This window comes from Cellvibrio sp., assembly GCF_039207905.1.
Lineage (GTDB): Bacteria > Pseudomonadota > Gammaproteobacteria > Pseudomonadales > Cellvibrionaceae > Cellvibrio.
The window spans coordinates 81646-103591 of sequence record NZ_JBCECX010000018.1; the positions used below are offsets into that span (position 1 = coordinate 81646).

Annotated in this window: 17 protein-coding genes and 1 riboswitch; of the genes, 7 read left to right on the forward strand and 10 right to left on the reverse strand. The window is 46.9% G+C overall.

The genetic code is table 11. The features are described 5' to 3' along the window. Window positions 1–10 precede the first annotated feature (10 nt). On the reverse strand, window positions 11–1675 hold the full coding sequence (gene ettA, locus AAGC78_RS12605; protein WP_435784440.1) for an energy-dependent translational throttle protein EttA: 1665 nt from the start codon (window positions 1673–1675) through the stop codon (window positions 11–13). A gap of 218 nt (window positions 1676–1893) precedes the next feature. Between ettA and AAGC78_RS12610 the strand changes: the two genes are divergently transcribed. The 4 genes from AAGC78_RS12610 to AAGC78_RS12625 all read left to right on the forward strand — a co-directional run bounded on the left by AAGC78_RS12610 (window position 1894) and on the right by AAGC78_RS12625 (window position 6161). Beyond that, window positions 1894–3006 (forward strand): TonB family protein, encoded by a 1113-nt coding sequence (locus tag AAGC78_RS12610; protein ID WP_435784466.1) that lies wholly within the window; start codon window positions 1894–1896, stop codon window positions 3004–3006. Window positions 3007–3111: 105 nt separating this feature from the next. After that, the gene (djlA, locus tag AAGC78_RS12615) at window positions 3112–4056 is read left to right on the forward strand and encodes a co-chaperone DjlA (RefSeq protein WP_435784441.1); all 945 of its coding nucleotides are present in this window, start codon (window positions 3112–3114) and stop codon (window positions 4054–4056) included. 71 nt (window positions 4057–4127) lie between these two features. After that, window positions 4128–4352 carry a hypothetical protein gene (locus tag AAGC78_RS12620; RefSeq protein ID WP_435784442.1) on the forward strand — a complete coding sequence of 75 codons (225 nt, stop codon included), beginning with the start codon at window positions 4128–4130 and terminating at the stop codon, window positions 4350–4352. A gap of 75 nt (window positions 4353–4427) precedes the next feature. After that, window positions 4428–6161: a pentapeptide repeat-containing protein gene (locus AAGC78_RS12625; protein WP_435784443.1), complete on the forward strand. Its 1734-nt coding sequence runs from the start codon at window positions 4428–4430 to the stop codon at window positions 6159–6161. 58 nt (window positions 6162–6219) lie between these two features. Here the strand turns inward: AAGC78_RS12625 and corA are convergent, their stop codons facing one another. Continuing rightward, complete coding sequence (gene corA / locus AAGC78_RS12630) at window positions 6220–7185, reverse strand: magnesium/cobalt transporter CorA (protein ID WP_435784444.1); 966 nt, start codon at window positions 7183–7185, stop codon at window positions 6220–6222. Window positions 7186–7384: 199 nt separating this feature from the next. Here corA and AAGC78_RS12635 point away from each other — a divergent pair, with 199 nt between their 5' ends. Both AAGC78_RS12635 and AAGC78_RS12640 read left to right on the forward strand, forming a co-directional pair. Beyond that, complete coding sequence (locus AAGC78_RS12635; protein ID WP_435784445.1) at window positions 7385–8461, forward strand: alkene reductase; 1077 nt, start codon at window positions 7385–7387, stop codon at window positions 8459–8461. A gap of 95 nt (window positions 8462–8556) precedes the next feature. Next, entirely contained in the window at window positions 8557–8826 is a 270-nt protein-coding gene (locus AAGC78_RS12640; RefSeq protein WP_435784446.1) for a helix-turn-helix domain-containing protein, read from the forward strand. On the opposite strand, the gene AAGC78_RS12645 is transcribed toward AAGC78_RS12640, so the two are convergent. The 5 genes from AAGC78_RS12645 to AAGC78_RS12665 all read right to left on the reverse strand — a co-directional run bounded on the left by AAGC78_RS12645 (window position 8823) and on the right by AAGC78_RS12665 (window position 13456). Further along, the gene (locus tag AAGC78_RS12645; RefSeq protein ID WP_435784447.1) at window positions 8823–9851 is read right to left on the reverse strand and encodes a lysylphosphatidylglycerol synthase domain-containing protein; all 1029 of its coding nucleotides are present in this window, start codon (window positions 9849–9851) and stop codon (window positions 8823–8825) included. The genes AAGC78_RS12640 and AAGC78_RS12645 overlap by 4 nt on opposite strands. Next, window positions 9848–11131 carry a cardiolipin synthase ClsB gene (clsB, locus tag AAGC78_RS12650; protein ID WP_435784448.1) on the reverse strand — a complete coding sequence of 428 codons (1284 nt, stop codon included), beginning with the start codon at window positions 11129–11131 and terminating at the stop codon, window positions 9848–9850. The genes AAGC78_RS12645 and clsB overlap by 4 nt, the downstream gene beginning before the upstream one ends. Beyond that, a complete protein-coding gene (locus AAGC78_RS12655) occupies window positions 11128–11955 on the reverse strand; it encodes an endonuclease/exonuclease/phosphatase family protein (protein WP_435784449.1) in 828 nt (275 codons plus the stop codon). Before AAGC78_RS12655 ends, clsB begins: the two co-directional genes overlap by 4 nt. Before the next feature lie 129 nt (window positions 11956–12084). Beyond that, window positions 12085–12795 carry an SDR family oxidoreductase gene (locus AAGC78_RS12660; protein ID WP_435784450.1) on the reverse strand — a complete coding sequence of 237 codons (711 nt, stop codon included), beginning with the start codon at window positions 12793–12795 and terminating at the stop codon, window positions 12085–12087. Between the two features lie 85 nt (window positions 12796–12880). Then, on the reverse strand, window positions 12881–13456 hold the full coding sequence (locus AAGC78_RS12665; RefSeq protein ID WP_435784451.1) for a TetR/AcrR family transcriptional regulator: 576 nt from the start codon (window positions 13454–13456) through the stop codon (window positions 12881–12883). 296 nt (window positions 13457–13752) lie between these two features. Here AAGC78_RS12665 and AAGC78_RS12670 point away from each other — a divergent pair, with 296 nt between their 5' ends. Then, window positions 13753–15777: a glycoside hydrolase family 97 protein gene (locus AAGC78_RS12670; protein ID WP_435784452.1), complete on the forward strand. Its 2025-nt coding sequence runs from the start codon at window positions 13753–13755 to the stop codon at window positions 15775–15777. Between the two features lie 74 nt (window positions 15778–15851). On the opposite strand, the gene ribB is transcribed toward AAGC78_RS12670, so the two are convergent. The 3 genes from ribB to AAGC78_RS12685 all read right to left on the reverse strand — a co-directional run bounded on the left by ribB (window position 15852) and on the right by AAGC78_RS12685 (window position 21881). Beyond that, window positions 15852–16511, reverse strand: a complete 660-nt coding sequence (gene ribB / locus AAGC78_RS12675; protein WP_435784453.1) for a 3,4-dihydroxy-2-butanone-4-phosphate synthase — start codon at window positions 16509–16511, stop codon at window positions 15852–15854. Window positions 16512–16634: 123 nt separating this feature from the next. Further along, window positions 16635–16785, reverse strand: a riboswitch (FMN riboswitch). A gap of 138 nt (window positions 16786–16923) precedes the next feature. Further along, window positions 16924–21327 carry a hypothetical protein gene (locus AAGC78_RS12680; RefSeq protein WP_435784454.1) on the reverse strand — a complete coding sequence of 1468 codons (4404 nt, stop codon included), beginning with the start codon at window positions 21325–21327 and terminating at the stop codon, window positions 16924–16926. Continuing rightward, the gene (locus AAGC78_RS12685) at window positions 21324–21881 is read right to left on the reverse strand and encodes a PEP-CTERM sorting domain-containing protein (protein WP_435784455.1); all 558 of its coding nucleotides are present in this window, start codon (window positions 21879–21881) and stop codon (window positions 21324–21326) included. Before AAGC78_RS12685 ends, AAGC78_RS12680 begins: the two co-directional genes overlap by 4 nt. Window positions 21882–21946 lie beyond the last annotated feature (65 nt).

Here is a 21946-nt window from a genome sequence, read left to right on the forward strand (position 1 = left end):
GCTGATTGCGTTAGGCTTTCAGCGGTTTGTACTTCATACGCTTCGGCTGTGAATCCTGACCTTTGCGTTTTACAAAATCTTCGTGGTATTCGGTGTAGTTGCCTTCGAAGAACACGATATCTGAATCACCTTCATACGCGAGTATGTGGGTTGCGATACGGTCGAGGAACCAGCGGTCATGCGAGATCACCAATACGCAGCCAGGGAAAGCGAGAATTGCATCCTCTAATGCGCGCAAGGTTTCGATGTCCAAATCGTTTGACGGTTCGTCGAGTAAGAGTACGTTCGCGCCTTGCTTCAAGGTGTTCGCCAAATGCAAACGGCCGCGCTCACCACCGGAAAGTTCGCCGACGCGTTTTTGTTGATCGCCACCCTTGAAGTTAAAGCGGCCGAGGTACGAGCGCGAACTCACTTCGTAGTTGCCGATTTTCAAAATATCCAAACCATCAGACACGGCTTCCCAAACCGATTTTTTATCGTCCAGGTTTTCACGGCTTTGCTCAACGTAAGCCACTTTTACGGTATCGCCCAAAGTCACGGTGCCACTATCGGGTTTTTCAGTGCCAGAGATCATACGGAACAGGGTTGATTTACCGGCACCGTTACCACCCACAATACCCACCACCGCACCTTTAGGAATGCTCAGTGACAAGTTGTCGATCAACAGACGGTCGCCGTAACCTTTGCTCACGTTTTCCAGCACGATCACTTTATCGCCCAAGCGCTCGCCTGGCGGAATGTAGATCTCGTTGGTTTCGTTACGTGCCTGGAATTCTTGTGATTGCAATTCATCAAAGCGGGCGAGACGCGCCTTGCTCTTGGCTTGGCGGCCTTTAGGATTTTGGCGAACCCATTCCAATTCGGTTTTCAATGCTTTCTGGTGTGCAGCTTCGGTGCGTTGTTCTTGCTCCAAACGCGCATCTTTTTGTTCCAGCCAGCTGGTGTAGTTACCTTCGTACGGAATACCGTGGCCGCGGTCGAGTTCCAAAATCCAACCAGCGGCGTTATCGAGGAAGTAGCGATCGTGGGTGATCGCCACTACGGTGCCAGTGAAGCTGTGGAGGAATTGTTCCAACCAATAAACAGATTCGGCGTCCAGGTGGTTGGTAGGTTCGTCGAGCAACAGCATATCGGGGCGCGATAGCAACAGGCGGCAGAGCGCGACACGGCGGCGTTCACCACCCGAGAGCACAGTGACATCGGCATCCCACGGCGGCAGACGCAATGCATCAGCAGCAACTTCGAGGGTGTGTTGCAGGTTATGCGCATCCCAGGCCTGGATGATGTCTTCGCACTTGGCTTGCTTTTTTGCCAGCTCGTCAAAGTCGGCATCCGGCTCGGCGTAGGCAGCGTAGATTTGGTCCAGCTCGGCCAGTGCATCTACCGCTTCACGCACACCATCTTGCACGTTGCCCAGCACGTCTTTGGCTGGATCGAGTTGCGGCTCCTGCGGCAGATAACCGATTTTCAGGTTCGGCATAGGGCGGGCTTCGCCGTTAAAATCCTGATCTACGCCAGCCATGATGCGCAGCAGGGTAGATTTACCTGAACCGTTCAAACCGAGTACGCCGATTTTGGCGCCGGGGAAGAAGGAGAGGGAGATGTCTTTCAGGATTTCACGCTTGGGCGGCACTATCTTGCCGAGCCTATGCATACTAAATACGTATTGAGCCATGGGGCTTAACCTCGTGGTGCAGGCGGTGGGAAATTAATCGACCAGCGCCAGTGACAGGGAATTTTTTCAGCGGGCGTACTATAAAGAAAGCGCCCATTAAGGGAAAGCGACATTAACTGCATCTGTTTGATCAAGTCTGACGTCGGTTGTCGCATTTTTGACTTATTTTATCGTTAGGCTTTGACCCCAAATGAATGAGTATGGGGCGAGAAGTGTCGATGAAGTGCTGGGCGAGTTGTATCGGGCTATTGTTGGTGATGTTAAGTGGCGGCCTGCGGGCAGAGTCAGGTTTAAACGGTGTGGCGGTCTACTCCGAGTTGGGGAATGACGTATTTCTCGGGGCGCTTTACAGCGGCCAGATAGGTACTAATGCGCAGGAACTGATCAATGGCAGCTATCCCAAACGAATTGAATTAAAAGTTATCTCTCCCCAAGGCATTACCCAGCGGCAATTTAGTCGGATTTGGCGCGAATCTGTCGCCATCAATAGCGCCCGCGACCTGTTAACAGCGCAAGTTAATAACCTGATTTATTTTGATGGTTTGATCCGCGACCGCTTGGAACCGGGTGATCATCTGGTGATTGGTTTTATTCCCGGGCGCGGCGTTACTATCAGCCTTAATTCCGTGCAACTTGGCCATGTAAAAAGCGATGCATTTTTTGGCATGTTGTTGCAATCCTGGATCGGTATAGTCCCTCCCTCGACAAAATTTCGCGATGATTTATTAAATCTGAATGAGGCGAGCAATGCACAGGTCAGTCGTTTTATTACGATGTATCCGCGCACCGCGCGTGTTGAAGTTGTTAAGAGTTGGTTGCAGCCTGAAGAGAAAGAAACGGTTGTAGCTAAACTGGTAGAGGCTCCCAAGGTTGCGGCAGTAGCACCACAACCCAAAGCATCAGTTGAAACAACCGCTGTTGCCGTGAAAAAGCCCATAGTAACTCCAGTGCAAACAATCGCTGTCGCAGCTCCCGCAATCGTGGAAGCAAGCCAGCCGGAAATCAAATCAGGGTTGAGTGAAGCGGAAGCATTATTGGCGCGGCAGTTTTATATTTCGGATGTGTTTAAAAAAATCTATGCCCAGGTTAATTACCCGCGCCGCGCGCAAGAGCTGCAACAAATGGGGACAGTGAAATTGGTCCTGGTGATTGATTCGGTCGGTAATGTTAAAGCGGTTGAATCGGTTGATGAATCCAAATTCACATTGCTGAATAAAGCAGCGCTGGCGGCAGTTAGAAGTGCGGCTCCGTTTCCGCCTTTGCCACGTGGACTCAATTTAGCTGAATTGGAATTGTTTGTGCCGATCACTTTTTCGATGGGAAAATCCTGAAGTCACTAAATCCCGGTTCTGGAACACGTGCGCTAACGAACGGAATGCCATGTCTTAATCAGCGACGCTGACTGCCGCAAACTTCATTTCTGCAGGCGGGCCAATATGTCGGTGTATATCGCGTTGGTAATACTGGGGCTAGGGTTGGTGTTGTTTTACACTCTCCTGTCCAAACGTGTTCTCGCAACCGATGGTGCATCCAGCGCGGGTGCATTATCTGGAACTGAACTGAATAATGTGCAGGATTTATTTTTTCGCACTGTCTTCACGTTGCTAGGTTATGTAGCCAAACGCGATGGTCCGGTCAACGCGCAAGAAGTTAAGCGCACTGAAACATTTATGGAAAAAATGGATCTGGATTCAAAACACAAGCGCGAAGCTATCCGCTTGTTTAAATCCGGTGCTGATCCCGCGTTTAAAGTCCAGCAGACGCTGGATGATTTCAAAGGCCTCGCCAAAAAAAGCCCCAATCTCGCGCAAATTTTGCTGGTTTATCTAGTCAATCTCGCCCGTGTAGACGGGGCGTTAGTGAATAAAGAAGTGGAAGCGGTGGAAGAAGTTGCCTTCGGCCTCGGTTATTCCAACATTACCTTCAAACATCTGCTGAAGATGATTTCATCGCAAAATAAATTTGCGCAAGGGTTGGAGGAAGAACTCAACAGCGCCAAGGCCAGTAATCAGCAGGCCAACAAAACGCAGAATAATAACCAACAAAAAGAAGCGGATAATAACCGCAGCAAACAATCTACCAATAAAACTAATGCCAACGTAAATACGAAACTTGCTCAGGATGAGGCTGAAAGCTGCGAAGAAAAAACGCGCGATTTCCAGGGCCAGAAAGTCAATCTGCAATCTGCCTACGATGTCCTGGATGTTGCATCAAGCGCCAGTGATGCCGAACTCAAAAAAGCCTACCGTGTGCTCGTCAGTCAGTACCATCCAGACAAGCTCATTGGTTTGGGGTTACCTCCATACATGGTACAAGCGGCAACTGAGTGTTTTAAAACCATCCAGGCTGCCTACGAGTACATTCAGAAGGCCCGCCGCTAGTTTCCTTTTTTTACACTCTTGTGACTACGGCTGCTATATACTCGGGCACTTTATTGCTTGCTCGGTGTGCTATGTACCCACTTCCTCATGGTTATCGCAAAGTTGCTGATGGTGACATTATCCTGCCGGGTGATCTCGCCTTGGGTAAGGTGACATCTGCTTGCGGCCAAGGTAGTTATGGTTGGGCGAATGTGGCACCGCAGTTGATTGGGCAAGAGTATTTTGAGGGCGCCCACGAATTGGGGCATCCAATTATGCTAATTAGGCGTACAACAGGCTTCGACAATATTGCATAGAGAAATTGGGCGATTTCAACTCGCCCTGCAGGAATGTGTTACTCCCCTTATTATTACAGATGTAAGTAAATAATTATGGATAAAGAACGGATACTGAAAGAACTGAACAAAGGCGCTAGCTCCTGGAACAATTGGCGTAAAAACCAAGCCACTGGCGAGATAAATCTCGATGGCGTTGTCTTGAGCGGGATGAATTTCGCTGAGTATGATTTCTCGAAAATATCGCTGCGCAATGCCCGCATTAATCAATGCAGTTTTAAATACGCTGATTTTATTTTGGCGAATCTGCAATATTCTGAATTGCGCGATAATGATTTCTCTCACGCAAAATTAATTGCTGCCAACCTGACGAGTTGCGATCTCAGCAATTCCAATTTATTCATGGCCAATATGCTCACGGCCAACACCCGCAACGCACGTCTTGAAAATATTGATTTTCGCGGCCACGACATCAGTGGATTGATGCTGCGCGATATTTCGCTGGCGGGGAGTAATCTCGAAGGGCAGCAACTAGCGCGGGTTGATCTGACCAACTCCAACTTGCAAGGTGTTAACTTGCAAGGTGCAGACTTGACCGGAACCCTATTCACCGGCGCAAATCTCACCAGTGCTGATTTGCGCGGTGCGAGCTTGGCAGGTGCCGTATTTAAATCGAGCAATCTAAGTGGAGTCGATTTAAATAAAATGGATTTAAGCAAGGCCGATTTCACTGCCGCGAATTTAACCTATTGTGATTTACGCTACGCCAATTTGTCCAAAACCAAAATGGCCGGTGCAAATATCACCGGTGCAAAATTGTGCAAGATAGTGACGGCCGGATGGAGCATCGCCAATATCGAGTGTACCCATGCCTATTGGGATAAAGGCGGCCAGGAAAAAACGGTTTATCGCAATCACGAGTTCGAGCGCATTTTTGCCGAAGCCATCACTATTGAATTGCGTTATCCCTATCGCTTGGTTGACCACGAACTGGCAACCTTGCCGATTTTTATCGAGCATTTGGCCGCAGTTCACTGGGGAACGATTTTACGTTTGAAATCTATCAGCGATGTTGCTGGCGGCGCCTTGGTAAAATTTGTGGTGGAAGAAGTCGGTAGCCACAATCCAACAGAATTAAAAAACCAACTGCAAGCAGAAGCAGAGCGCATCCAATTGGCGCAGTTGATGTTGCGCACCAATACCCAATTGCATTTACAGCTTAAAGAAAAAGTTGCCGCTATTCGTGAAGAATTTTGGCCTCGCTTGCTTGAGCTGGCTGCGGATCACGAAAAAGATCAGGTGCGTAACCTCACCATTTTGTTTATGGATCTGAAGGGATTTTCCAAATGGCGTGATGATGAGCTATCGGAAAAATTATCGCTGTTCCGTGGTTTGATCAAACCGATTTTGAAAAAATGGGCTGCAGGCCATCCCAATATGGAGGGCGATTCGTTGCGCGTGACATTTACCAATGCAACAGCTGGACTATCCTGCGCCTGCATGATTCGCAATGTGTTGAGGGCAGCAGGTTTTGAATTGCGGATTGGTGTGGAGTTGGGTGAAGTGGCGGTCATCCATAACGAAGTGACTGATATTCCGGATTTGGAAGGCGTGGCAGTGAGCATGGCCGCGCGTATGGAAGCGGCAGCTGAGCCAGGCGAAGTACTGGTAAGCCACAAAGTTCGCCATTACGCAGAGCGCAGTGATTTGTTTAAATTTACTCCGCGCCGTGTGCCGCTAAAAAAATCCATTGGCGCGATAGAGCAGGGCGAACACATTGAATGCTTTGCAGTTGAAGCTACCAAAAACCTGCAAGACTCTTTAGTTTAAAATTTTCCATCCCGATCAAAATACCGCGCAGTGAATAGCAACACTGCGCGGTATTTTTTTACAGCCAGCCGGATTTTTTAAAGCGGTAATGTAAATAAACACAAATTACCGATACCACTCCCAGCGCAACCGGGTAACCGTATTTCCATTTCAATTCCGGCATGTGTTCAAAGTTCATGCCCCAAATACCGACAAATGCTGTTGCCACTGCAAAGATTGCTGCCCAGGCAGCGAGACGTTTATTCACTTCGTTTTCATCGATACTCACCATTGAAAGGTTCACTTGAATTGCCGTGCCTATGGTGTCGCGAATGGCGTCGATGGAAGTATTGATGCGATAAAGATGGTCATGCACATCGCGGAAATAATCTTTGGTATTGGCAACAATCGGTGGTACGCGGCCGCCATCCAATTTCCCAACTGCTTCCAGCAAAGGTGCAACTGCATGTTTCAGTTGCGTCACTTTTCGTTTTAATGCATAGAGTCGTTCAATATTGGCGCGTTGCGAGCCCTTGGTAAAAATTTGGTCTTCAATAGTTTCCAATTCGGTTTCAAGTGCAACCATAACCGGAAAATAGCGATCCACCACCGCATCCATTAATGCATAAAAAACAAATGCTGAACCCTGCACTAAATGATGCGGCTCGCGCTCGCAGCGTGCGCGTACACCGAGGAACCCTTGCTGGCAACGGTTGCGAGTAGAGAGCACATAATTCTCACCGACAAACACATCCACTTCGCCCACATTGAGTTCATCGTTAACCATTTCTACGGTGTGCATTACCGCAAACAGCGAGTCACCGTACTCTTCTATTTTGGGGCGCTGGTGTCCGGCATGGGCGTCCTCAACAGCGAGTTCATGCAAACCAAATTCGTGTTGCATTTGCTCAAGCTCGGCGGGTTCTGCATCTTTTAATGCGACCCAAACAAAACAGTTTTGACGCTCAAGGTAATCACTTATCTCTTCGACTGGAATATTGTCCAGGCGTTTTCCTTCCTGATAAGCGACACAATTAATAAGCATATGCAAAGCTCCGTAAAATGGGTCATGCGGGTATTGGTATTCTGGATCACCCTTACTTTTGTCATCTTTGTAAATGATGATGTGAAATAAAAAGACGTTGGTTAGAAATCGTGTTATTTAATGCAACTTGATCCATTTGATTTGTCCAAGCATAGCAGAACAATCTTACCCAATAGTAGTTATGAGAACCGGAGTTATTATGAGCAACGTTGAAAACCTTTTTCGCCCGCTCAGTCTGGGCGGTACCGAACTTTCCAATCGTATCTGGATGGCGCCACTGACCCGCACCCGTGCTGGTCTTGAACATCTGCCAAATGCATTGATGGCCGAATATTACGCCCAACGTGCGAGCGCGGGTTTGATCATCGCGGAAGCGACTATGGTAATAGAGGGTAACTCGGCATTTTGGCAAGAACCAGGCATCTACTCACAAGCGCAAATTGATGGTTGGCGTTTGGTTACCGATGCCGTGCATGCTAAAGGCGGTAAAATTTACTTACAAATTTGGCATGGCGGCCGTGCTTGTCATCCGGCTTTAAATGCGGGCAAACAGCCTGTTGCACCAAGTGCAATTGCTATTGACGATGAGGTACATACACCTGAAGGTAAATTACCTTACACCGAGCCACGTGCATTGAAGGATGATGAAATTCCCGCAATCATCGCCGGGTTTAAACAAGCAGCGATTAATGCAAAAGCTGCCGGTTTTGATGGTGTGGAAGTTCATGGTGCTAATGGCTATTTATTAGATCAATTCCTGCGTGATGGTTCCAATAAGCGCACAGGTCCTTATGGTGGTTCAGTTGAAAACCGCGCGCGTTTATTATTGGAAGTGATCGCGGCCGTGTGTGAAGTGTGGGATAGCAAACAGGTGGGTTTACGTTTGTCGTTGCTCAATAGCTATAACAGCATGAAGGATAGTGATCCGGTTGGATTAACCACCTGGTTAGCAAAACGTTTGAACGATTTTAATCTCGCTTACTTGCACATTATGCGCGGCGATTTTTTCCAAGTGCAACAAGGTGACGTATTAACTCCTGCACGTGAACATTTCAAAGGTGTATTGGTGGGCAACATGGGTTACACCGCTGATGAAGCGGCGGAAGCAATTGCATCAGGAAAATTGGATGCCGTTGCCTTTGGTGCAACCTTCCTGGCGAATCCTGATTTGCCTGCGCGTTTTAAAACTGGAGCTGAATTAAACAAACCAGACTCGGCAACTTTTTATACGGCAGATGCGAAAGGCTATACTGATTATCCTGCACTGGCTAAATAATTCAGTAAGTTGTACCTTGGTTGTGACATTAAGAGCCCCAGTGGCTCTTTTTGTTTGTGATACAAATTTATGTGTTCATCAGGAGTATGAGATAGATGGTTCACAGTAAAACGAAAACCAGTTTTTATCGTCGGATTTATGTTGCCTGGCTTATCCAGCAGGGCATTAATAGTGTCCCCAAAATTATTGAGGCTACTGGCATGCCGCGCCGTACCGCGCAAGATACGCTAGCAGCGATCCATGAGCTGGAAATTGATCTGGAAAATAACAATGGCAGTTATCGGGTGCGGGATTGGGGGGCAGTGAATCCGCAATGGGTAAGTGACAATATTGCTACAATTAAAGCGGTACTTGAATACCCTTAGTGTCCGTTAGTATTCGATGGTTGTTTGAGTTGATTGTTTTTTACCATCTTTTTAGCTCGTGTTTCGATGGTGAGATAAACGATGCACGCTATTGCTAACGGAATTAGAAAATAGAAAATGCGGTAACCAATCAATGCTGCCAGGATTGTACCTGTGGCTACTTGATGGTTAAGCATAGAAATAAAAATAGCTTCAAGTACTCCTAGCCCGGCGGGAATATGGGTTACCACACCCGCGATACTACTAATCAGTAAGATGCCTAATATGGTTTGATAGCTGACCTTGTCTGGCATAAGAATATAAATAATCAGCCCCATCAATGACCAATTGAGCATCGCCAGTGCTGCCTGAATGAATGCAAGTTGCACTTTAGGTAAGGCGATTTTGTGCGATCGAAAGTGAAATGATCGGCGTTTTGAGAAACGACAAGCCCAAAAATAAAATGCTGCAACCGCAAGCAAAGTAAATCCCACTAGCTGCAATGCAGTCTCACCGATTTTGGCTTTCTCTGGTAAATCCACCAGTCGAAACGAAAATAAAATACCGGCCAAAATAATATAGCCCAACCAATTAGTGATCAGGCTCATGCTCAGGATTTTGGTGATGGTAGACGGTTCCAATCCCAAACGACTGTACAGCCGGAAGCGCAATGCAATTCCACCCACCCACGCGGTGAGGTTTAATGTAAACGCGTAACATACAAATGCCAGCGGGAGAACTTGTCGTACTGGTAGCTTGTGGCCAGTATAGTGTCGGCCGACCAAATCGTAACTTGCAAACACCAGATAACTGAGCAGGGCGATGCTAGCAGCGAGTAGTAATGTTGTGACGCTGTAACTTCTTATAGCCTGTTCTACTTCAGCCCATTCAATATTTTTGACCAGCATAAAAAGCAGTGTGGGAACCAGAATAAAAAACGCGATTGTTAATATTCTCTTGGCCCACATCCATTTTTTGTTCGGCGCTTTCTTGGATGAGGAGTGCGCCTTAGCATGAGTAGCAGTGGCTGAGCCTGTGTTGCTCATGATGATTCCTTTTGATAGGCCGGCTCTTCACTTATTACATCCATATTGGCTCTGGTCTTTTGTATATCGTCTGCCTTTTTATCAATAGATTCTTTTGAACTGCCAACTAACTTCAGCTGATGCGCGTGGGCAGGAAGCCATCCCATAATGGTGGGAAACTTACGCAGGAAGTGAAAGCTTAAAAAAACAAGCGGGGTACGCCACCAATAGCCACGCGTTGCTATCTCCATATTCAAATGTTGGCATTTATTTTCAACCAACCCGGTTAAATGCTCATAGAGTTGTTGGTTAAGCCCTTGGTCTTCAATAACAAGATTGGCTTCAAGATTTAACGAAAGACTAAGTGGATCGAGATTGCTTGATCCTACGGTAGTCCAGCTATCATCCATCAAAGCAACTTTGCCGTGCAAAGGGCGCTCGCAATACTCATAAATTTTTACACCCGAGCGCAACAGATAGCTGTAGAGCAAACGCGATAGTGCTGTCACCCAAGGCATATCCGGTTGGCCTTGCAGAATCAAGGTTACCTCAACACCGCGTTGTGCCGCGCGACGCAAAGAGCGCAGCAACCGATAGCCGGGAAAAAAATAAGCATTGGCAATCACCAGGCGTTTTTTCGCAATGCGCGCAGCAATTAAATATTGGCGTTCGATATCCCGCGAGTGCCAACCGTTATCGCGCTCTACCATTAATACGCGCATATCGCCCGCTGGGGCAGGTTCGTTAGCGCGCGCATTACGGATGTAATTGCGGCGATCTTTGCGACGTGAACCGCGCAGTAATAGCAGCATGCAGGTTTTGTGGATGTCGGCAACTATTGGCCCGTGGACTTCAACTGCATAATCCTGCTTGGCTTTTTCACCAGAGCGGATGACATGGTCAAAAGCAAAATTAATTCCCCCAACAAAACCTGTGTGCCGATCAATCACGATTAATTTGCGATGCAGGCGGCGGAATAAATTGAGGCGCACTCCCCAGAGCTTCGGTTGGGGATCAAACAGATGAAGTCTCACGCCCGCCGCTGCAAGTGCATCGGTAAATTCCGGGCTGAGATCCCAGGTGCCGTAATCATCAACAGTGATATCAACTTTGACCCCGCGTTTTGCAGCGGCGATGAGTTCTTGCTGTAGCTGGCACCCTATTTCATCTTCTTCAATGATGAATGTTTCCAAAAGGATTTCTTCTTTCGCCGCGCGAATGCATTCGAATACGCGCGGGAAAAATTCTTCGCCATTAATGAGCAATTTTACATCGTTGCCATCGCGCCACTTATTCCTCATAGATGAACCTCAACCGCTAATGGAGCATGATCTGAAAGATGCGACCAAGGACGTTGAGACAGCACTTGCGCATTGTGAGTGGTGGCATTGCGGACATAAACCCGATCCAGACACAGCAGTGGCCAGCGAGCAGGAAAACTTTTTGCCGGTCTGCCTTTTTCATTTACAAAAGCTTCACGCATATTACAACGCGCGAGAATGGCGTCGGCACGCTTGCGCCAGTCATTAAAATCACCGGCGATAATAACCGGTGCAGTCGGATGAAAACTTTCAACCAGATTCGCTAGCAAATGCAGTTGTTGTTTGCGGTGATTCTCACGCAAACCCAAATGCACACAGATCGCATGCACTTCTTCATGGCCGGGAACTTTGAGCACGGTATGAAGCAGACCGCGCTGCTCAATTTTTCCAATTGACACATCCAAATTTTGAAAGCGGATAATAGGATATTTAGAGAGGATGGCATTGCCGTGATCGCCGTCGGGATAAACGGCGTTGCGCCCGTAAGAGAATTCAGGCCACATTGAATCTGCTAAAAATTCATATTGCGGTGTTGCTGGCCAGTTGGTGTGACGGGTGGCATGCCGTTTGTGACTGCCGTGCACTTCTTGCAAAAAAACCAATTCGGTAGACAGTGATCGCACTGCCTCACGCAATTCGGGCAAAATAAATTGGCGATTAAAAACCGTAAACCCTTTGTGCATATTGAGCGTGAGAATTCGCAGCTTATGAACCGCGGGTTTCTCTGCAGTTAAATCAAAAGGTTGTTCCTGCACAAGCTCGGTTTTTATCGTGTTTACTGCTGAATCAAAACCGGTATTCATATGACAAGCCTTTTTTAGTCCAAGTGGGGCGTGATAAAAATCCTCTCAGTGTTTTGTATCATCGCCACCACCTGGTTTCTGTATGTTTTCGCACATATTTGCAGGCTTGAACTTGTTGATTGGTCTTGATCAGTGCGAATCCATTGCGACTAAATATACATCCGGATGGCTGGACAGCGCTTGATGTACTTGCTGTGTTGGTTCATCCGCTAACACCTGATGCGCATTTTGCTCCAAGCCATCGTAAGTTCGCGAGACAACCAGCTCAGGCGCAATTTTTGGAACATCCATATTGCTGGTTAGATCGGTATCAATAAATCCGACATGCAGGCCGAGTACTTGGGTGTGTTGTGAGGTTAATTCCTGGCGCAACGCATTGGTCATCGACCAAGCCGCCGATTTTGTTGCTGAATAAGTGGCGAGTATGGGGCCGGTGATCCAGCTGGCGATAGACAGCACATTGATAATCCCGCCGCCGCTGTTATTTGCCAATACCGGAGCAAAGCTGCGCGAGAGTCTGAGCGGGCCAAACAGGTTGGTTTCCAACTGGCGGCGCAACATGGCTTCTGCATCATCGCTCAGGAAGCCGCCCATCTCTGCCACACCTGCGTTATTGATCAGCAGGGTAACGTCAGCACATTCGCGCGCTACGCGAGCAACGTCCTCAGGGTTATTCACATCCAGCTTTACCGGAACCACGCCCTTAAGGGTGATGCTGGCCGGGTTACGCGCCGCCGCATAAACCTTGCGGGCACCGCGGGCTAATGCTTCTTTCGCAAAGGCCAAGCCCAAACCGCGATTGGCACCGGTAATCAAAACGACTGCATTCTCAAGTTTCATGGTGACGCCTCTTTCATTTTATATGATGACTATCATATTTTGATTTAAAATAAAACGGGATTACCCCGTCATGATGTGGTCTTGCCTAGAGTGAAAAAGTACTGAGTAAATGGTGTTTGGTTGCCGCTAGATAACCTGTTATATCGCCTTGATCTTTAAGGCTGCGTGCCAGTTGCAACGTACCTATCAACGAGCCAGCCAGAACAAAAGCATTGGCGCGAGTTAATTTCTGATCGCTCAGTGCGATTAATTTTTCAATAAATGCCTGGCTCGCTTTAACCGCTTCGGTCTTGATCGCATTTTCCTGCCGCGAAAACTCTGAGCCTAAAGCGGCTACCGGGCAACCTTCACCCTGAAAAGACGCCTGTACGTGCGCATCCGATAAATAAGCCTCGATGTACGCAGTGAGTGGCTTAGCACCCTGTTCGAGTTGTTGCACTACTGCTAGAGCAATTGTATTTGCACTTGATTTGCGTGCGTAATCCAGAGCTTCTGCTACCAGTGCATCGCGGTTAGGAAAATGCGCATAGAAGCCGCCGTGGGTGAGGCCTGCCTGTTTCATCACATCGGCAACCCCCAATGCTTCAAATCCATCGCGGCTGATAATCTTCGCCGCTGTTTCCAGAATTCGTTGGCGCGTGGCTTCTTTCTTGCTCTGCATGGTTTAACCTTGAATACTTAATATGATGATCATCATATTTTGAGCAATAACTAAAAGCAACTATTTTTTAATCAATCTGGTTTTTGATCAATCAGGGTTAGGCAAGACGGAGGGACACTGAAACGGTGCATTAATTGAGTTATGTATATATTTGTAATATTTATCGCAATAGTGAGGCTGTTGATGAAAAATAGTCGGCGAGCGCCAATCCCAAGGCTTATGCTCGTCAAATACGACCTCGAAAGACTTATACAAAATCTATAAAAGAATCAAAAGATCTATAAAGGAGAATAACAATGACCTACCAACGCTTACTGTCGGCAGTTTGCTTGCTGGCAGCCGGTTTTGCCCATGCAGAAACTTATACGGTTCAATCACCTGATGCTCGCGTTCAAGTCGCAGTGACTAACGATGCAAAAGGCTTGAATTATTCGGTCAGTCTCGATGGTAAAAGTATCATTAGTAATTCAGCACTCGGTTTGATTATTAATGACTTGCCGCTGGGTAATTCGGAATTGGACTTTATTGGGAAAACCCAAAATAAAGTCAAAGACTCATTTGAATTGTTTGCTGGCCGCGCCAAAAAAGTAAACGATCACTACAACACTATTACATTAAAATTTGCGGGCAAAGACGAGCGCAAACTCAACGTTAATATCATTGTGCGTGCATATGACGAAGGTGTTGCGATTCGTTATTTACTGCCAGAACAATCCGGCTTGAAAAATTTCACCATTCAAAATGAATTGACTCGTTTTAGTTTTGCGAGTGATTACACTTGCTACGGTTTAAATCTCGGAAAATTTGCTAATAGTCACGAAGGTGAGTTTGATCCAATCAAAGCATCCGCTATTCGCGAACACAATCTCTACGACAATCCACTCGTGTGTAAAACCGGAGTAGGGCAAACAACCTTTGCGCTTGCTGAATCAGATGTGCGCGATTATCCCGGCAGTTGGTTTATGGGGCGCGGTGATGGTGGTTTGGGTGTAGATGTTAAATTAACCCCGCGTTTTGATAGCCGCCCGGATGGTTTGGAAAAAGCCGCAGTGCGCGCAACTATGACTGCTGCGGGTGTTAAATCCCCTTGGCGTGTCATTATGTTGGGTGATAATCCCGGTGACCTTACGGAATCCTCATTGATCGCTACCTTAGGCGAGCCAACAAAAATTAAAGACACGCGCTGGATTAAACCGGGAAAAACCGCATGGGATTGGTGGAATGACAATCAAGTTGTGCTGGAAAATACCGATGTAAAACCCGGGATGAATACCGCAACCTACAAAGCCTATATCGATTTTGCTGCAACACTTGGTCTTGAATATATTTTGATTGATGCTGGCTGGCATGAAGGTGCTGCCTGGACGAACTCACCAGGTTCGGATGTATTAAAACCAATCGCGGCAATGGATATTCCGGAAATTTTAAATTACGCAAAAAGTAAAAATGTCGGTGTGTGGGTGTGGTTGCAATGGAAGCAATTGGATTGGCAAATGGAAGAAGCGCTGAGCACTTATGAAAAGTGGGGAATTAAAGGTATTAAAGTCGATTTTATGGATCGCTCGGATCAGGAAATTGTCGACTACTATCACAAGTTGCTCACCATGACTGCCAAGTATCACATCATGGTTGATCTGCACGGCGCATATCCACCAAATGGTTTGGTGCGCACCTATCCGCATTATTTAACACAAGAAGGTGTGATGGGAGCTGAGTACAACAAGTGGAGCGAACGCGTAACTGCAACGCACAATGTGACTTTGCCATTTACGCGCATGATCCTCGGCCCTATCGATTACACTCCTGGTGGTTTCCGCCACACGACAGCTGAAGAATTCCCACAATTGCGTCGCAACACTTTGCCCTACGTGAAAACCACTCGCGGCCAAGCGGTTGCAATGTTTGTGGTCTACGACAGCCCATTCCAAATGCTTGCTGATTCCCCCATCAGTTACAGTAAAACCAATGGCAAGTGGCCGCAGCCACAAAGCGAGTGGGAAGATGGTTTGGAATTTATCAAAGATGTTCCAGTAACCTGGGATGAAACCCGAATCCTGCAAGGCGATATCGGCGAATATATTGTTTCCGCTCGTCGTAAAGGTAAGGACTGGTATATAGGTGTAATGACCAATGAGTCAGGCCGTACTGTCACTATCCCGCTGGAGTTTTTAGATAAAGGAAATTACAACGCGCAAATTTGGCAAGATGGAAAAACAATTTCCACCTTGGCGAAAAGTGAAGCGGTAAACACTGCCAAGCAAACCATCACACTGACCTTAGCTCCGTCAGGTGGTGCGGTGGCAGTATTCAAAAAGAAATAAAGTAAACAAACACAGCGAGCTGTAAACGGCTCGCTGTGTTTTGTACAGATTGCGGCGTAAAGAATATTGTTTAGCTAATCCTCTAAATGCCTCGCTAACTCCTCAATCGTCAGTACTACCAAATCATGCTGCCGGGCGTAGTGATCAATATCATCGCCACGCGCCATGGTTCCATCCTGATTCATCAATTCAACTAAAACACCTGCCGGTTTTAATCCTGCTAAACGTGCTAATTCAACTGCACCCTCGGTATGCCCGCGTCTTTGTAACAGGCCACCGCTGGCGGCTTGCAATGGAAACACGTGACCGGGGCGGGCGAGATCGTCAGGTTGTGCAAGATCATTGATTGCAGTAAGGATGGTCGTGACGCGATCAGCTGCCGAAACACCTGTGGTCACTCCATTTTTTGCCTCAATCGATACAGTAAATGCTGTACCGTTTTTGCTTTGGTTATTGCTAACCATGGGAGGTAAATCTAGCTGCTGCAATTTTTCATCGATAAGGCAGAGGCAAACAATTCCACTGCCGTCGCGAATAAGTTGCGCCATAACAGGAACGGAAACTTTTTCGGCAGCGACAATCAAATCGACTTCATTTTCGCGGTCAGCATCATCCATTAATAAAATGGGTTTGCCATTGCGTAGATCTGAAAGTGCCAGGGGTAAACGCTGGGCGAAAGGTATTGCCAGCGATGAATGTGTAAAGCAATTGTTAATGTGTAGTGTATGTGACATTGAAACGCTCTCGCGATACTTCAGTTGGCGAAAAACGTTTCAGGGCTTGCAGCACTATCATGCTTTTATTATGACAATAAAAACACAAATACCCGCACACCCTAAGGTGTGCAGGTTTTCCAGTGCAGTCTTCTTTCATCCGGACTCTAACCGTCGGCTCTGGCATCTCACCAGATCTGCTGACCCTGTGCATGTATTGCAGCACAGGCGCTCGCGGGCTCGCTATTACTAGCATACCGCCGGTGGGGAATTTCACCCCGCCCTGAAGACGCGTGTAAATGCTGAAAAATTCCAGCGAGGTAATTATAAACACGGGCGGTTACAGAGTTAAAAGATTAATTAGTTTTTATGACCGATTTTTAGTTAATAAAAAAGGGCGCAAATGCGCCCTTTAATCGTTAACAACTAGTAATTATTGGCAGGGGATAGCAGGTAAAGCGTAGTAGCGATCTGCCGCTAATGGGGAGTTGAACGGAATGGCGCCTTCTCTTCCTGCTGTCGCACTCACGTAATCCTCTAATTCCTGGCCTGCACTGAATCGCCATGCATTAAGCGTAGTTTGCGATGCGGCGTTGTATTGCAGTGCAAGATTCGCAACGGTTCCGGATGCGGCAGTTATTTGTGTCTTAGTCGTTTCATCAAGATTACAAGCTCCATCGGCGAACCATAGATAGATGCCTTCACCGCGATAATTTCCACCGTTGATATCTTTGATCAGGTTGCCCTGTAATTCGGCCAGTGATGCTGCCAAAGAGCTTTTTTCCTGATGGATGCGGTTGATCACAAACATATTGTCTTCCTGCAATATGCTCGCACCGACGCGAATGCTGAGTAAGTCTTTGCGATAATTCACAAACACGTTGTTCAACATATGCGAGGTGCCGCGACGAATCAGTGGCACGCGGCGCAATGTATTGCCAAGTGCTGTATAGCTAGCATCGCGAGTCACAAACAGGTTGTGGTGCATGGTAGTCCTGATTTGTGAATCGATAGTGTGGCTATCGCTTGAGCTGTGCAGGGTTGCACGTTTTACGTCGAGAATTTTGTTAAACGACATGGTAATGCCATACGCGCCCACCTTCACGTCAAATGCTGAATCGCCAGTAGTATCAAACGTATTTTTGTGAATCCAGATATCGTGCGATGCACCGGTGGAACGAATCATATCCGGATCAACATAATGGTCTTCAGTATGGCCCGCACCTTTAAAGTTCAGGTGTGTCAGGATCACGCTGGTCGCAGTTTGCGTTGGTGTGCCGGTTGAGTCTTTACCAATAGCAAAACCGCTAAACAGAAAGTAAGCCTCATTCATGCGTCCATCGATACTTTTGTTAGAGCCAATCACAGGATTGCGAATTGGATTGTTCGATTTATTCATCGCAGTGTTAAAGAAGGTGCTCACACAGGCCGATGGGCTAACACTATTTTTGCTACACCATTGTTGGTAATTAACGCACTCGGATTCAGTTGCTCCGAGAATTGATTGTACAGTGGCGTTGCTGCAACCTAAACGATACATGCCGATTTCATATGGCTGGGCAAATTCAATTTTATCGAAAACGATCCAATTGTGTTCTTCACCAGTAATCGCTTCCAGTAATTGTTGTTCAACAGACTTGCTGGAATTTTTGGTGATAACAGTGAGTTTGCTGTTGCCATTTGGATCGTATCCACCTTTAGCATTTTCACCGTAACCGACGGGTGTGCCGAGCGTCTGGTACAAACACTCCACAATTTCCTGATCGGTTTGTAATGCTGTATCACGCCAGTTCACACTGCGGTTAGTCGCGAGGCGAATACAATCTGCGCTCAGGTTTACATCAACAGGAATGTAAGGTGCGCTGGATGACGCGCTGCTGGAGCTCACGCTTGATGACACAGACGAAGTCGCCACTGCGGAAGAGGTTGATAAAACACTCGACAGTGATTGGCTACTTGCTTGACTGCTGGTGCTCACACTGCCTTGGCTTGATGAGGAAACACCGGCACCATCGGTATATTCCAATACCAGATTATCGATGGTGACACTTGCCGAACTTTCGGTGCGCAATGCAAAAAATGAATTCGCTGTACCAACAGTGCGTGAAATTTCAATACGCTGGCCGGCGACCAAGCTGCTTGCAACTGCTTCGAATACCTTTGAGTTTGCACCGTGTATCGAATTGCCTTGGCTGGTAGTGTTGTTATCGACGTATACCTGCAATTTCCCTGAACCTGATGCAGCAACAATAGTAAAACTGATGCGGTAAGGGCGGCTTAAATCAAAATCACCATTTGCGTTAGTATCACTCGCCGTGGTCGATGCTCGTGGCGGGCGATGCCCAACGGTCAAGCGTCCACCCACTAAAGACAACTCATTATTAGCGATAGTAATACCGCTAGCGCCGCCGGTAATAAAATACAGCGCTGCAGAAGCATCGGTAGAGATTGCTTTATAACTAGCACTGAAGAGTGTTGTTTTGTCAGTATTAAATGCTTCATTAATTAACGCGCTGTTAATAACAGAAGATTGGGAGGAACTTGATTCACTTACAGGTGCTTCGCTTGAAGCGACTGAGCTGGAAGAGTTTTGTATTACACCGGTTGATGATGCATTTGAACTTGTCACGCTGCTCGCTGTTGAAGATACAGGATTACTGGTGGCCGCTGATGAAACTGCAACTGAACTGTTGTTGCCTGTATCACCATAGGACACCTTTCCGACACCAGCGTTAGCCATCACAATTGCCGGTACTTCTGACGAATGGTCCATCGCGACACTGTAAGGAACATTTACGCTGCAGGTTGATTGCAGTTGGCCATCAACTACTTCAGGTATAACCAACGCACCATTGCCTACTGTGCGGCTGTAGTAAATAGAGGGCAGCACAGTGTTTTCATTATTGGTTTGCCAGCAACCTGGTTGGTTTGAATCATCGGATGCAATCAACGGATTGTTTACGTTGTAGAAGTAGTTGCTTTCTACCAATGCCTTGGCGTTCATGCGCGAGTTAATCGCATGGAACATATAATCCATCCGATCGTTTGACCAATAGTTGTTGTACATATGTACTAATGCATGGCGAATTAACGGCGTACGTTGTTCAATGTTTTTATACCAATTGTGGTGGAAAGTAATATTGGTATTTTTATCATCGCTATCGCTTGAACCGATTAATCCTGCGCGGCTGGAATCGTTGTATAGGTTATAAGAAACCGTCACGTTGGTTACACCGGCTTTCATATCCAATAGCGAGTCATAGCCATCTTTCTCACCACCGGATGCTTCCAGATGATTGTGGTCAATCCACACACGATTGACATTGGTTTCCATGCCGATTGCATCGCCGCCATTGGATGTAGGCGATCCACTTTTCTTCACGTTACGAATATGAACGTTCTGGATAATGATATTCGACGCATCGCGTATATGAATTCCCATTTCATCAAACAGAGCATTGGTGCCAACACCGATGATAGAAATGTTGCTCATTTGTTTTATTTCAATCACGTCGGCTTGGGTGTTACAACCTTGTGCAGTAGTGTTGCTGTGATTGATGGTTCCATCGACCAGAATGATGATTGGATCAGTTTTGGTAGAGCGGCTGCAAAGTGCAGCATTTAATTGTGTACCCGTTGATACGGTGATCACTGGGCCACCTTGACCACCAGTCACTGCAGCATGGGCAGCGAAGCCTTCCATTTTTGCAGCGCGAATTGCACCGTTGTAAGACGCAAAACTGCTGGAGGATTTACTGGAAGTTGATGAGCTAACCGGCGCAGCAGAAGTGTTTGAACTTGATGAGGTGCTGATCGACGTGGCACTGTTCGATGATGTGCTTATGGCAACACTGCTTTTACTCGATGCTGGTATTGAAGATGGTGCTGATGAGTTGTTAACAACATCATCCAAATATTCAATGACCAGATCATCAATAGTGACCGATGCAGAACTTTCGGTCCGCACCGAAATAAACGATGTCGCTGTGCCTACACTAGGCGTAAGCACAACGGTTTGACCTGCGACCAAACTATTTGCAGCGGCATTAAATATGCGCGAAGCACTGCCATGCAGCGAGCTGCCAGCACTGGTCGTGTTGTTATCTACCATTACTTGCAATGCACCTGAGCCAGAGCTTGCCAGTACACGAAATGAAATGCGGTAGGGTTTACTTAAATCGAAATCACCATTGGCATTGGTATCGCTTGCCGTGGTATTCGCGCGCGGTGGTTTATGGCCAATAGTAAAACGCGCCGCCGCGAGAGTTAATTCATTATTGGTAATCGTGATTCCGCTATTACCACCGGTTACAAATAATAATGGCGCACTGGCGTCAGTGGAAATAGAGCGATATGCGGCACTGAATAAAGTTGCTTTATCGATACTAAATACTTCATTCAATAAAGTACGGTTTGCTGCGCTGGATGATGAGCTTGCAACAGTCCCACTTGCTGACCATACAAATGCAGATTGGTTAAACGGTATTGAGCGGTCATGGCGAATTTTAATTGTGTCTGCTGGTGTTACTTGTGCGTTAGCCGCAAGATCACCAAGGATTACGCTACCGTCGATAATACTGGTGCCAGGGCCGCTGGAAGTGAGCGTTTGCGCTGCGTTAGTAACGACCTGTGAGCCATTTTTAACAGTAACGGCGAATACATAATCATATTCTGTGCGAGTAATACGTGTTTCACTCAATTTGGTGAGCGAAACAACGTCCAGCTCCAACGCTGAACTATTAGCTGAAAATGAAAGGGTGGCTGAAAGTGCGAGCGCCAGTAGTGCAGGTATTGTTGCAGCGGTGTTTAACAGCTGGCGAGAGAGTATATTTTTCATGCTGCCACCTGCTGAGTGTTGATGGGGTGGGCGATGAGTTTTTTATTGCTTGAGTGTGCGCGCAATGCCACGGCAATCAGTCCGAGCATTAGCAGAATCAATGATGAAGATTCTGGTACTGATGCAGGCACATTGGTAGATGTTCCCGATTCGACCACATTAAAATCAACATCGTAAAAATAGTATGCCAAGGATTGAAAGGGGAGGTTGGAGAGATAAGTGAAAGATATACGTGCAAATCCGGTGCTCAAACCTGCTGCGTTATAGCTATCAAATAATCCGGCCCCCAGTAATGAGTCTGGTTGAAAAACTACGCTATCCCATTCAGTAGGTGCCGAAATAATTGTTAAATTGGAAAACAAATTTTCGGAGAAATAGAGCGAGAAACCATTAAAGGTTTCACCATTTGATAACGAGAGGTTAATGTCCACCGTTCCTTCATTCCCAACCAGATTCGAGAATTCAGTAGTGATTAATGCAGCTTTTGCTGGATTAATCATGCAGAACAGTAAGGTGCATAGCAAACTGATTTTTTTAAAAAGACTTTGTCTCATGTTGTTCCCCATTATTAAAATAATTAAACATTTTGGGGTATTTTCTAAACAACATTGCCGGTTGG